The sequence below is a fragment of the Flavobacterium piscis genome (genome assembly GCF_001686925.1).
Lineage (GTDB): Bacteria > Bacteroidota > Bacteroidia > Flavobacteriales > Flavobacteriaceae > Flavobacterium > Flavobacterium piscis.
Genome location: NZ_LVEN01000042.1, coordinates 376330 through 390177 on the forward strand (window position 1 = coordinate 376330; position 13848 = coordinate 390177).

At 34.3% G+C, this 13848-nt stretch carries 11 protein-coding genes; 4 read left to right on the plus strand and 7 right to left on the minus strand.

Annotated elements, in window-relative coordinates; all coding sequences use genetic code 11:
• Nucleotides 1-12: 12 nt before the first annotated feature.
• The 3 genes from rny to FLP_RS19090 form a co-directional block, all read right to left on the minus strand.
• Complete coding sequence (rny, locus tag FLP_RS19080) at nucleotides 13-1575, minus strand: ribonuclease Y (RefSeq protein ID WP_055091880.1); 1563 nt, start codon at nucleotides 1573-1575, stop codon at nucleotides 13-15.
• 208 nt (nucleotides 1576-1783) lie between these two features.
• A complete protein-coding gene (locus FLP_RS19085) occupies nucleotides 1784-2077 on the minus strand; it encodes a cell division protein ZapA (protein WP_041516860.1) in 294 nt (97 codons plus the stop codon).
• A gap of 6 nt (nucleotides 2078-2083) precedes the next feature.
• Nucleotides 2084-2374: a hypothetical protein gene (locus tag FLP_RS19090; protein WP_065451073.1), complete on the minus strand. Its 291-nt coding sequence runs from the start codon at nucleotides 2372-2374 to the stop codon at nucleotides 2084-2086.
• Between the two features lie 179 nt (nucleotides 2375-2553).
• Between FLP_RS19090 and FLP_RS19095 the strand changes: the two genes are divergently transcribed.
• From FLP_RS19095 to FLP_RS19110, 4 genes are read left to right on the plus strand one after another with little or no spacing between them, the layout of a single operon-like run.
• Nucleotides 2554-4236 (plus strand): M23 family metallopeptidase, encoded by a 1683-nt coding sequence (locus FLP_RS19095; RefSeq protein WP_065451202.1) that lies wholly within the window; start codon nucleotides 2554-2556, stop codon nucleotides 4234-4236.
• Between the two features lie 11 nt (nucleotides 4237-4247).
• Nucleotides 4248-6707 (plus strand): TonB-dependent receptor, encoded by a 2460-nt coding sequence (locus FLP_RS19100; RefSeq protein ID WP_065451074.1) that lies wholly within the window; start codon nucleotides 4248-4250, stop codon nucleotides 6705-6707.
• Nucleotides 6704-7339 carry a hypothetical protein gene (locus tag FLP_RS19105; RefSeq protein ID WP_065451075.1) on the plus strand — a complete coding sequence of 212 codons (636 nt, stop codon included), beginning with the start codon at nucleotides 6704-6706 and terminating at the stop codon, nucleotides 7337-7339. The genes FLP_RS19100 and FLP_RS19105 overlap by 4 nt, the downstream gene beginning before the upstream one ends.
• Nucleotides 7340-7385: 46 nt before the next feature.
• Nucleotides 7386-8108 carry a hypothetical protein gene (locus FLP_RS19110; RefSeq protein ID WP_065451076.1) on the plus strand — a complete coding sequence of 241 codons (723 nt, stop codon included), beginning with the start codon at nucleotides 7386-7388 and terminating at the stop codon, nucleotides 8106-8108.
• A gap of 304 nt (nucleotides 8109-8412) precedes the next feature.
• Here the strand turns inward: FLP_RS19110 and FLP_RS19115 are convergent, their stop codons facing one another.
• The 4 genes from FLP_RS19115 to FLP_RS19130 all read right to left on the minus strand — a co-directional run bounded on the left by FLP_RS19115 (nucleotide 8413) and on the right by FLP_RS19130 (nucleotide 13848).
• Nucleotides 8413-9114, minus strand: coding sequence for a DUF2971 domain-containing protein (locus FLP_RS19115; RefSeq protein ID WP_065451077.1), 702 nt, complete (start codon nucleotides 9112-9114; stop codon nucleotides 8413-8415).
• Nucleotides 9115-9246: 132 nt separating this feature from the next.
• Nucleotides 9247-11076: an ABC transporter ATP-binding protein gene (locus tag FLP_RS19120; protein ID WP_065451078.1), complete on the minus strand. Its 1830-nt coding sequence runs from the start codon at nucleotides 11074-11076 to the stop codon at nucleotides 9247-9249.
• Nucleotides 11077-12114: a PDDEXK nuclease domain-containing protein gene (locus tag FLP_RS19125; RefSeq protein WP_065451079.1), complete on the minus strand. Its 1038-nt coding sequence runs from the start codon at nucleotides 12112-12114 to the stop codon at nucleotides 11077-11079. It abuts the gene before it with no gap.
• A 6-nt stretch (nucleotides 12115-12120) separates the two neighbouring features.
• Nucleotides 12121-13848: a phospho-sugar mutase gene (locus tag FLP_RS19130; protein ID WP_065451080.1), complete on the minus strand. Its 1728-nt coding sequence runs from the start codon at nucleotides 13846-13848 to the stop codon at nucleotides 12121-12123.

Here is a 13848-nt window from a genome sequence, read left to right on the forward strand (position 1 = left end):
AGAATGTTGAGATTATTTAGCGATATTAACTGCTCTTGTTTCTCTAATTACTGTAACTTTTACCTGACCTGGATAAGTCATTTCGGTTTGAATTTTTTGTGAAATTTCGAAAGATAAGTTGGCTGCATTGTCATCAGAAACTTTTTCGCTTTCTACAATTACACGCAGCTCTCTACCGGCTTGAATTGCGTATGCATTTTTTACACCGCTAAAACCGTAAGCTACTTCTTCAAGATCTTTCAAACGTTGAATGTATGAATCTAAAACCTGACGTCTTGCTCCTGGTCTTGCACCTGAAATAGCATCACAAACCTGAACGATAGGAGAAAGTAATGATTTCATTTCGATCTCGTCGTGGTGAGCTCCAATGGCGTTGCAAACTTCTTCTTTTTCACCATATTTCTCCGCCCATTGCATACCTAACAATGCGTGAGGTAAATCACTTTCAGTATCCGGAACTTTACCAATATCATGTAGTAAACCTGCTCTTTTAGCCAGTTTTACATTCAGGCCTAATTCGGCTGCCATGATACCACAAAGTTTAGAAACTTCTCTTGAGTGTTGTAATAAGTTTTGTCCGTAAGATGAACGGTATTTCATTCTACCAACTACTTTTATCAATTCCGGGTGTAAACCGTGAATTCCTAAATCGATAACCGTACGTTTACCAACTTCGATAATTTCGTCATCGATTTGTTTGGCTGTTTTAGCTACAACTTCTTCAATTCTTGCTGGGTGAATACGTCCGTCAGTTACCAATTTGTGCAATGACAAACGTGCAATTTCTCTACGAACCGGATCAAAACAAGAAAGTATAATAGCTTCCGGCGTATCATCAACAATGATTTCTACTCCCGTTGCAGCTTCAAGAGCTCTAATGTTACGTCCTTCACGACCAATAATTCTACCTTTTACATCATCAGATTCAATGTTAAATACAGAAACGCAATTCTCAACCGCTTCTTCTGTACCCACTCTCTGAATAGTGTTGATGATGATTTTCTTCGCTTCTTGCTGAGCTGTAAGTTTTGCCTCTTCAATAGTATCCTGAATATGAGACATGGCTTTACTTTTGGCTTCAGCTTTTAAACCTTCAACCAATTGTTCTTTTGCTTCTTCTGCAGAAAGCCCTGAAATAACTTCAAGTTGCTGCAATTGACTTTTGTGTAATTTGTCAACTTCAGCTTGTTTTTTATCTAAAACTTCAATTTTGTTATTGTACTCGTTTGTTTTAGCTTCAAAATCGTCGTTTACTTTTTTGGCTTTAGAAAGTTCGTTAGAAATTTGAGATTCTTTATCGCGAACTCTTTTTTCTACTTCGGCTACTTTTTTGTCTCTGGCTAAAATAACTTGCTCGTGCTCAGATTTTAATTCAATGAATTTTTCTTTTGCCTGAAGAATTTTATCTTTTTTAATGTTTTCGGCTTCTAAATTAGCATCTTTTAAAATTGAAGAAGCCTCTTTTTTTGCGTTCTTGATTAGATTAGAAATATTGCTTTTTTCGATAATTTTAGCTATTGCAAAACCTGCCGCAATCCCTATAATACCTGAAATAATGATCGTTATTATGTCCATGTTTGTTAAAATTTATATATAAAAAAAGCCTACATTAATTGCTTGAATAAACTCGTAAAGACAAGTTTTGAGCTAACTCACTGTTCAAGTTTCCTTGCCGAAGCAGGGCATACTATAGTAGCGAAGATTCACTCACTTTAATTTGTTAGTGTTGAGTTTACCAATTGTGAACTAATGTAGGCAGTATCTTAGTTTCTGTAAAGAACGTTTAATTTTCGAGATATTGATCTAATAGCGAATTTAATCTTTTAATTCTTTCGATGGTTTCTTCTCCATCGATTGCGTTATCAATTTGTTTTTGTTCTACTTGTGATGCAAATTGTAAAGCACACATAGCCAGAACATCTTGTTTGTCACGAACCGCGTAACTTTCTTCGAATTGCTTGATCATAGCATCAATTTTTTTTGAAGCACTTCTAAGTCCTTCTTCCTGAGTAGGTTCTACCGTTAGCGGATATACCCTGTCTGCAATTGATATTTTAATTCTTAGCTTTCCGTCCATGTCTTTCTAGTCTGATAGTTGTGCTATACAGTAATCAATTTCGCGAATTAATGAATTTATTTTAAGCTTTGTCTCTCTCTTGTTATTGTCGCTGCCGAGCAACGAATTGGCTATTTTAAGTGTATCATATTGCTTCTTCAAAGCCTCCATTTCTTCAGATTGTTTCTGGATAATTTGCGCAGCTTTGGCTAGTTCTAATCGTAATACCTGATTATTTTTTTCTAGAGCTTTTGACTTCTCAAAAAGCTTTTCGACTTTATATTCAAGAGTATCAATTATTTCTGCAATTACACTCATTGTAAATCCTATTCATTACTTAATCATACAAAGTTAGTATTCCTTTTTATTAATGCAATTTTTTATCGATTTTTTTACATTAAAAATAACCAATTAAATGAAATTCAATCAATTGTATTTTTGTAGCTTTTTACTCGGTTTTGGCTTCTTATTTTTTTATCTTAGCAAAAATGTTGCTTATGAAATTCTCACTACTCACCTTATTTTTTTGCCCTTTTATTTTTGCTCAGACGCAATATCCAAAGAATGATTTTCGTGCTCCGCTTGATATTCCGATGCAGCTTTCCGGTAATTTCGGGGAGTTAAGGCCCAATCATTTTCATGCGGGATTCGATTTAAAAACCAATCAAAGAGAAGGTTTAAGTGTACATGCAATTGCTGATGGTTATGTTTCAAGAATAAAAATCTCAACTTTTGGCAACGGAAAATGTATCTATATTACGCACCCGAACGGATATACCTCAGTTTACGGACATTTACAAACTACTGTGGATGAAATTCAGGAGTATGTAAAAAAAACACATTATAAAGAAAAAGCATACGAAATCGAAATGTTTCTGAAACCAAACGAATTGCCTGTTACAAAAGGACAGATAATTGCGCTTTCCGGAAATACAGGTTCTTCTGAAGGGCCGCACTTGCATTTTGAAATTCGGGATAGTAAAACAGAATTTGTAATCAATCCACTGTTTTTTGGATTCGATAAAAATATTAAGGATACCCAAAAACCCACGCTTACGAGTTTATATGTTTATCCTTTAGATAATGCAACGGTCAATCAGTCGAAACAGCCTTTGCTGGTAAATATGACACTTCAAAAAGACGGAACTTATTTGGCAGGAAAAGTAAAAACAAACGGAAAAATTGGTTTTGGAATTAATGCAGTTGATAACGATGATGTTTCTCATAATAAAAATGGGGTCTTTAATGTATCCGGTTTTTTAAACGGAAATCAAAATTATAATTATCAGTTTAATACCTATTCGTTTGACGAAATGCGTTATATCAATGCTTTTATTGATTATTCGAGATATAAAAAGACAAGTCAGCGTATTCAAAAGCTTTTCATGAAAACGCCTTTTGCATTAAGTATTGTTAAAACAGATTCAGAACGCGGTATAATTTCGGCTCAACCCAATCTGGCTTCGACGTATAGAATTGAAGTTTCTGATTATTTTGGGAATCAAAATTCAATTACAGTTCCAATTGAATACGATACTGCAACACCGCTTGTACAGGCGGAACCTGTTATGTCGAAATATTTTATTAAATATAATAAGGACTCCAATTTCGAGAAAGATAATATGTCGGTTTTCTTTCCCGCAGGAACTTTCTATGAAGATTTTAATATGAATTTTGATGTAAGGAACAATAAAATCTATATTCATGATGATACGGTTCCGGTACATTCGAACTTTACCATTACTATTAGAGATACTGTTTATCCTGAATCTTTGCGTGATAAATTGTATATCGGGAAAGGTACCAGTTATAACGGAACCATTAGAAAAGGAGATGTTTTTACTGCAAAAGCTAAAATACTGGGGCAATACGGTTTGGTTCTCGATACAATTGCTCCGGTCATTAGGATTGCAAAACCTGTTGAAGGAAAATGGATAAGTGACCAGAAAAAAATCGATTTTACGATTAGCGATGCTGCATCCGGTATAAAATCATACAATGGATATTTAAACGGAAACTGGGTTTTATTTGAATATGAAAATAAAGCAAGAAGAATTACGCACACTTTTGATAATGAATTGTTGCTGGATGGAGAAAATGTTTTAAAAATAGAAGTGATTGATAATGTGGGTAATTCTGCTATCTTTGAAACTCGTTTTTTTAGAAGTCAACAAAAATAAAACCAAAGCGATTGAACCATAATAAGCAATTATTCGTTTTTCTTTTTTTATGTATTACGTGTTTTTCATTTGCTCAAAATGCTCATGTAAAAGGTGTTATTTTAGATGATCATAACCGTCCTGTTCCTGATGTAAATATTACTTCTTTAGGAACCACAAGGCAATCTGATGAAAATGGTTTTTTTGAAATCAATATCCCTTCAAACAAAAAAACTTCGCTGATTTTTACTCATATTTCTTTAAAAATGATGAGTCTTACGGTGAATTTAAATCCCAATGAAGTTTTTGTTTTTAATCCCGTTATGAGCAGCTCAGAAGAGCAAATGGGAGAAGTTTTTGTTTCTACCAAAAATAAAAAGCGTGTTCAGGGAATTGCTACTGTTGATGCGGCGACAATCAAGAAAATTCCCGGACCAAATGCAGGGATCGAAAATATTCTAAAAACATTGCCTGGAGTAAATTCAAACAATGAGCTCAGTACACAATATGCAGTTCGTGGGGGTAATTACGATGAAAATTTAGTTTATGTAAACGAAGTAGAAGTTTATCGTCCGTTTTTGATTCGTTCCGGACAACAGGAAGGTTTGAGTTTTACGAATACAGATCTGGTCCAGAATGTTGATTTTTCGGCAGGAGGATTTCAGGCTAAATTTGGCGATAAATTATCTTCAGTTTTAGATATTACTTATAGAAAGCCAACTGAGTTTGGCGCTTCGTTAGAGGCTAGTTTATTGGGCGGAAGTATTGCTGTTGATGCTGTTTCTAAAAATAAAAAGTGGTCAGCGGTGACTGGAGTTCGTTATCGAAACAACAGTTTGCTGGTAAATAGTCAGGACACGCAAACTAATTATACGCCTACTTTTGCCGATATTCAGACAAATGTCAATTATGATATTTCGGATAAATGGCAGGTGAGTTTTTTAGGTAATATTTCTCAGAATAAATATTTGTATCAGCCATTAACACGCGAAACAAAATTTGGAACAATAGATCAGCCTATGTCTCTGGCGGTGTATTACGAAGGAAAAGAACGAGATCAATACGATACGTATTTTGGCGCTTTGAAAACAACTTACAAGGTTTTGCCAAGTTTTACTTTAAAATTTATAGGTTCGCTGTTTCATACAAAAGAGGAGGAGCATTTTGATATTTTGGCGCAATATCGTTTAGGAAATGTAGGAGACGACGGATCAACTCAAGTCGATTTTACACGCGGAATTGGTTCGCAGCTCAATCACGCCAGAAATGATTTGGATGCTTTAATTGCGAATGCAGAAATTAAAGGTTTTAAGGAATGGAAAAATGACAGCCAGTTAGAGTTTGGTCTAAAATATACCAGAGAATCGATTCGTGACAGAATTGTAGAGTGGGAGATGATTGACTCGGCAGGTTTTTCTATTAATCCGCCTATTGTTATTTTACCTAAAAACAATCAGCCTTACGAACCTTATACAGGGCCACTTTTGCCGTATCAGGATGTTCGTGCGACTAATTTTAATACTATCAACAGATTTTCGGGATACGCCCAATACAATAAGAAATCAGAACTGGGATCCAATCAGATTTGGTATAATGTAGGTGCTCGTTTTCAGAGTTGGGATGTTTCCGGAGCCTCGGTTGAAGGAAAAAATCAAGTTGTTTTTAGTCCGCGTGCTCAGTTTGCAATTAAGCCGGATTGGGATATGGATATGGTTTTCAGACTTTCGGGAGGATTGTATCATCAGCCGCCTTTCTATAGAGAACTTCGTGATCTGGATGGCGTTGTGAATCCAAATGTAAAAGCGCAGGAATCCGTGCATATTGTTTTGAGTAATGACTATAATTTCAAGATGTGGAACCGTCCGTTTAAATGGGTAACGGAATTGTATTATAAATCACTTTCTGATGTCAATGTATATTCGATCGATAATGTGAGAATTCGTTATATCGCCAATAATAATGCAACTGCTTACGCACAAGGTCTTGATTTCAGGCTGAACGGGGAATTTGTTCCGGGAACTGAATCATGGATTAGTTTTGGTTATTTAAGAACCGAAGAAAATTATGCAGATAAAGGATATATCGCCAGACCAACAGATCAACGATTGAAATTCGCAATGCTGTTTCAGGATTATATGCCGAATATCCCGAGTGTGAAATTATATCTTAATCTGGTTTATAATACTGGTTTGCCAGGTGGAGCGCCGGCATATTCAGATCCGTATTTGTATCAAAACCGATTGAACGATTACCGCAGAGTAGATGTTGGTTTTGCTAAAGTTTTTGTAGACAATAGTATAAAAGTGGCTAAGGCAAAGTGGTTGAAAAACTTCAAAGAATTATCTGTTGGGTTAGAAATTTTCAATCTTTTTAATAATCAAAACGCAATCACCAATACCTGGGTTCGTGATGTGTACTCTAAAAACCAATATGCGATTCCGAATTATATGACTTCAAGGGTTTTCAATGTAAAGCTGAATGCGAGGTTATGACAAATAAGCGCGAAAAAAGAAAACGAATTTTTTACGTGCCGGGAATAATATCTTTGGTTTTTATTCCGTTGTTGTGTTTGTACTATTTTTATAAAGTTGATGCTTTTAAAGTTTATAATTATCTTGAGTTTTTTGTTCCCAATAAAGATGAACTTGTAAAATTTAAAGTTGAAGATTTAAGAAAGTATAAAATTTTTAAGTTTGAAGACAATAAATTAAAAGAGGAACAGAAGTTAAAAGAATTGAGTTTTTTTGTTCATAATTTGATTAAAAAATATGATACTATAAATGGGGCTAAAATTCATTTTGGACGAAAAACAGATTACGATACTTTTGTGAATGTAATTAGTATTATGTCTGAGGAAAATGTACCAACATGGGTTTTGTCTGAAGATAATATTTATGTATTGGCAAATGCTAAACCAAGGCCTAATCGAGATCGTGGCTTTGTTTGCGGTAACGGAATATATTCAGAGATAAATACACTTAGAATGGCGGAAGAAAACCGAAAAAAAGAACTTCAGGTTTTTCAGGTTTCTTTTCTAAAACAGCAATGGATTATATTTCTTGGTTATCTGGGAATTGTAGTTCTCAACATCTTTGCCTTAGTAAAATTCAATAAAACGAAATAATACAATCAAAAATACTATATTTGATATCCTAATATAATTAGCATACATGAAAAAATCCTTAACATATATAGCCTTGGCAATCGTCGGAACATTAGTGAGTTGTAAAGACGACGTTCAGAAACCGAAAGTGATTTATGATGCTGCCAACAAATCAAATGTTGTATCCAAAACAGATTCAACGCAGATTGAAATAGCCGATTTGCCTATTCAGATGGAAGGAACTAGTTATTTAATTCATCCTGTTGGCGATTTACGCGTTTTCGAAAAACGAACCAAATCACGTTACGGATCTTCGAGTGTAAACGATGTAAGCTTTACAATTTCAAATTTAGGCGAATATGAAATTACAGGATATTTGCAAAACCTGAAGTTTCAAAAAGTCGATTCAGATTCTATTCGCCCTTTGACAGATAAGCCAGCTTTGATCTTAACTGCTACTTATTTGAAAGCGGTTGCAGACAGAACTCAAAACCAAATTATGGTGTATACATTGGCTGATGCTGATACGAATAAAGATGGGAAAATTGATTCAGGAGATATTAAAACATTGTATCTAAGTAGTATTAGCGGAGAAAATTTCACAAAGATTTCGGAAGATTTTCAAGAGTTAATCGATTGGAGTTTAGTAGAATCTAAAAGCCGTCTATATTTTAGAACAATAGAAGATACCAACCAAAACGGACAATTTGATAAAAATGACGTTTTGCATTACAACTATATTGATCTGGCTTCTAAAAAATGGGAAGTGAAGAGTTATAAGCCGATTTAAATTTTAGATTTCTGATTTCTGATTTTAGATTGAAATTAAAGTTTAGATCTGATTCAAAATAAAACCGTTTGGAAATTAATTTCTAAATGGTTTTCTTGTTTTTAATTATGATCAAAAAAAAAAGAGCCATTAGGCTCGATAACTTTTGTAGAGCTGGACTTTAGTCCAGTTTAGGTTAATATTTTAAGAAATTATTTAAAATCCACAGCCAATAAGATATAAATCCTTTTAATCTGTGTAATCAGTGGCTAAAAAAAAACTTAGAACCTTAGGGTCTCAGAATCTTAGCAACTTAAAAAAAAATCTAAATCAAAATATCACTCTCAAGATCAGATTTTTCGATCTCGAAACCAAATCCTAAGCGTTCTACGAGCTCAATAACCAGCTTTTTATACCAGTTTTCAGATTTTGGATGAATATAGATCTTTTCAATCAATTGTTTCAGATCGACGTTTATTTTTAAACCGTCATTTAGTCTCAAATTACTTTTTGAAGTATCGGTAATAATGCGGACTTCACGCTCGTACTGAAAACTTTTTCTCTTAAACAAAAACGGGAAGAACAAATCATCAAACGGAATATACTCTTTTTTGTAATCGATATAATTGACTTCGCCAATATATTGGTCAAAATTATTCTCGGGATTCAATGCTTTCTGCAATCTTCCAATAGTAGACTGAATCGCTAATCCTTCGCTGTTTTGAGTGAAAATCTGCCACATGGCAAATGATTCGTATTCATTGATGTGCCAGCTGCTTATAGCGACTTGTTCGCGATGCGTTTTGTAATAATTTAAAAAGTCAGGATTGTCTATTGCCAGTTTTTTAATCTCTTCAAAGGTAGGTTCGCTAAAAGTACCTTCATACTGATCTTCGAATTTATCAGATCGGGACATGAATAATTTCTTCGACAATAATAAATCAAGAAATTTAGATAAGTCCAAGTATTTCCAAACAATAGTATCCGGATCATCAGGAAGCGTTATGTTTGGATTGTTGAGATACATTTTTTTGAGTTTTAAGATTTATTCTAAAAAAAAGCCACAGATTATACAGATAAATATATGATTTTAATTCTTTAGTAGAAAAATAATCCGCGTTAATCTGTGTAATCTGTGGCTAAAAGTTGATTCTTTTATTTACGATTCAAAAGACTGCATCGTTACCAGCTTATTGTAAGTTCCGTTGTGAGCAATCAATTCGTCGTGTGTTCCCTGCTCAACGATTTTTCCTTTTTGCATTACCACAATCAGGTCTGCTTTTTGAATGGTCGAAAGTCGGTGCGCAATTACAATCGAAGTTCTGTTTTGCATCATATTCTCTAAAGCCACCTGAACAAATTTTTCGCTCTCGGTATCCAAAGCAGATGTTGCTTCATCCAAAATCATAATCGGAGGATTTTTCAATACCGCACGGGCAATTGATAAACGTTGTTTTTGTCCTCCTGAAAGTTTGTTTCCGCTATCTCCAATGTTAGTGTAGATTCCTAAAGGTAACTCGCTTACAAATTCATAAGCATTCGCGATTTTTAGAGCCTCGATAATTTCATCATCTGTAGCGTCTAATTTTCCTAATGAAATATTTGCTTTTATAGTATCATTAAACAAAATACTGTCCTGAGTAACCAATCCCATTAAGCCACGCAGCGATTGCAGGTTCATGTCTTTTATGTTGATTCCGTCAATAGCAATAGTACCGTCATTTACATCATAAAAACGAGTCATAAGGTTGGCAATAGTACTTTTTCCGCTTCCTGATTGTCCAACTAGTGCTACAGTTTGTCCTTTTTTAATACTAAGAGAAAAGTCTTTTAAAACTGTTTCGTCCTGATATTTAAAATTGATATTTTTAACTTCGATACTATCGTCAAAAGATGTTTTTACAATGGCATCAGGTTTAGAAGTAATTGGGTTTTCCTGATCTAAAATTTCCAGAACACGTTCTGCTGCCGCATTTCCTCTTTTTACTCCGTAAGAAGCTTTAGAGATTGCTTTTGCAGGTGTCAGGATATTGTAGGCTAATCCCATATAGGCGATAAAAGCAGCGCTATCTAGGCTTTTGTCGATTAAAACCATTTGTCCTCCGTACCATAATAAGATCGCAATTACAGTGATTCCCATAAATTCACTTGCAGGAGAGGCTAAGTTCTGGCGATTACCAATACTATTTGATAAATTAAAAAAACGTTCAGTAGAATTTTGAAAAACATTATTAAAGTAATTTTCAGAATTATATCCTTTTACAACCTTCAAACCTCCAATAGTTTCTTCTATAGTCGATAAAAAAGTCCCTTGTTCCTGTTGTGCTTTAGTAGATTGTTTTTTAAGCTGTTTTCCAATTAATGAAATGATATAACCGGAAACAGGAATGAAAATAAAAACAAACAGCGTTAGTTTAGGGCTAATAATCACCATCATGATTATTGTAAAGATAATAGTCAAGGGTTCTTTTACAATAAGTTCCAGAATGGCTAAAAATGAGTTTTGTACCTCATTTACATCGGCTGAAATTCTCGAAATCACATCTCCTTTTCTTTTCTCAGAATAAAAAGCCAAAGGCAGTTCCAGCGTTTTCTTGTACATTGCATTTCGCATATCCCTTAGGATTCCATTTCGTAAAAAAGTAATGAAAAACATCGCCAAATAATCGGCAATATTTTTTAATAAAAATATTGAAATGATGATGCCTACCATTATAGATAAAACATAACCAGGCTCATGTGTGCCTTTTGTTGTGGTAATATAATAGCTTAAATAGTCCTGGCCGTAGTCCTGAATTTTTAGAATTCCCTGATATACCGGTTTTACCGTAATTTGCTTGTTTTTATCAAATAATACCTGAAGCATCGGTATTAAAGCAACAAACGAAAGTGTGCTAAAAAGCGCATACAAAACATTGAAAAAAATGTTTAAGAATGCATATTTTTTATACGGATATAGAAAAGGAATTATTTTTTTTATGTTACTCATTTATTTGTAGATATTATTTTCTGCTATAGCAATGGCTTTTTCCAGTTTTTCTAGCAATAATTTTTTTTCTGGTAATTGTGTTAAATAAGCTGAAACTTTGATTTGTTCGTCATTGTCAAGCATTAAATAATTTATTTGTTCAGGAGATTTTTCACTGCACAAAATTAATCCAATTGGTTTGTTTTCACCTTCTTTTTGTTCGTTTTTCTCTAACCAACGTAAATAGAGCTCCATTTGGCCTTTGTATCCGGCTTTAAATTTTCCTAGTTTTAAGTCAATAGCAACTAATCTTCTGAGGCCGCGATGATAAAAAAGTAAATCGATATAGAAATCTTCATCATCAATAGTTATTCTTTTTTGGCGTGCAAGAAAAGCAAATTCGCTTCCCATTTCGGCAATGAAATTTTGCAATTGTGCCAAAATAGAACTTTCCAGATCCTTCTCAGAATAACTGTCATGAAGTCCCAGAAAATCAAGAAAGTAAGGGTCTCTAAAGGTGAGGTCCGGACTAATTTGTTTTTCTGATTTTAAAAGAGCAAGATCACTAAGAATAGTTTCTTCGGGCTTTTTGCTAATGGCAGTTCTTTCAAAAAGCATACTGTCAATGCGTTCCTGTAAAGTTCTCACGCTCCAACGTTCGTGAACGCTCATTTGAATGTAAAACTCTCTTTTAATATTATTTTCAATATAAATTAAGGTTCTAATATGAGACCAACTCAATTGTGCACACAGTGTGTGCACAATTGTAAAGTCTTGAATTATAGAGTTTAACTTGATGAAGCTGTGCAGGTTTCTTTTGTTAAATCCACTTCCGTATCGTGTAGAAAGTTCCTCGCTTAAATTCTTAATGAGTTTCTTCCCATAATCGGCACGATCATTTTTTAGAATTTCTTCATTAATGGTCTTTCCAATTTTCCAATACAACAGCGTTAATTCCTGATTCACCGTTTTGGCAACAAAATGACGGGTCTGGTCTATTAATCCTATAATCGAATTTAATAGTTCAGGCTGCTCATTTGTTTCCGGTTTATAACTCATTATTTTTTATTTCAATTGCATTCCTGCAATGATATTTTGTATTTTTTCGTCTAAATAACTTTCTGCAGCATCAAAATTAGCAACCGAATCTAATTCTGCATTAACGCTAATGTAGAATTTAATTTTAGGCTCAGTTCCGCTTGGTCTTGCACAAATTTTAGAACCATCTTCTGTGTAATAAATCAATACATTCGATTTCGGGATATCCATTGCAGATTCTTCACCAGACAATAAATTCAAAGCGATCGATGATTGATAATCTTCAACCATAATCACTCTTTGTCCGTTGATTTCTTTTAAAGGATTTTGACGTAAATTAATCATCATCTGATTGATTTCCTGCAAACCTTCCATTCCTTTTTTGGTCAATGAAACCAGGTATTCTTTATAGAAACCATTTTCTACATAAAGTTGTAAAAGTTCATTATAAACGCTGCTTCCTGCCGCTTTTGCCTGAGCTGCAACTTCGCATATTAATAAAGTAGCTGCAACGGCATCTTTATCTCTCACGGCATCACCAACCATAAAACCAAAGCTTTCCTCGCCACCGCCAATAAATTCAAGTTCCGGGAAATCTTTGATCATTTTGGCAATCCATTTAAAACCGGTCAAACCAACTTTACATTCTACGCCATAACTTGTAGCCAGTTCCATCATCATCGGAGTCGAAACAATCGTAGAGCCTACAAATTGTTTACCGTTGATTTTGCCTGCTTTTTTCCACTGTTTCAATAAAAAAGAAGTCATCAAAATCATCGTCTGATTTCCGTTAAGCAAAGTCATTTTGCCATCGTTGTTTCTAACCGCTACACCAAGACGGTCACAATCAGGATCTGTTCCTACAACAATGTCAGAATTGGTTTTATCGGCCAAAGCCAAAGCCATAGTCAAAGCTTCAGGCTCTTCTGGATTTGGAGATTTAACTGTTGGGAAATCTCCGTCAGGAATTGCTTGTTCCGGTACAATATGAACGTTTTTGTAGCCCGCTTGCGCTAAAGTATCCGGAATAGATTTTATAGAAGTTCCGTGCAATGAAGTAAAAACAATATGTAAATTATCTTTGGCTTCAGCCGGAGTATTAAAACTTGCGTTTTCGATAGATGATTTTATAAATGCTTTGTCGATTTCAGTATCAATATATTCAATCAGACTTTCGTTAGCATTGAATTTAATTTTATCGTAGCTTAAATTTTCGATCACATTGATAATTGCAGCATCCTGAGGAGGAACTATTTGTCCGCCATCTTCCCAGTATACTTTGTATCCGTTGTATTCCGGCGGATTATGAGAAGCCGTAAGTACGATTCCGCATTGACATCCTAAATGTTTAAGTGCAAATGATAATTCAGGAGTTGGTCTTAAATCTGAGAATAAGTAAACATGAATTCCGTTTGCCGAGAAAACATCAGCCACAACTTTTGCCAAAGTATTACTGTTATGACGACAATCATAAGCAATAACTACTTTTAAAGGCTGGTTTGGGAAAACTTCGTGTAAATAATCAGATAAACCTTGAGTATTTTTTCCAAGCGTATATTTGTTGATTCTGTTGTTTCCAACGCCCATAACACCACGCATTCCTCCAGTTCCAAATTCAAGATTTTTATAAAAACTTTCCTCGAGTTCTTTTGGCGATGTAGTCATTAATTCTTTAACCGCAGCTTGTGTATCGTTGTCAAATGTAGGTGTTAACCATTCGTTTACAGCATTCAGGATATTAGGTGCTATATTCAT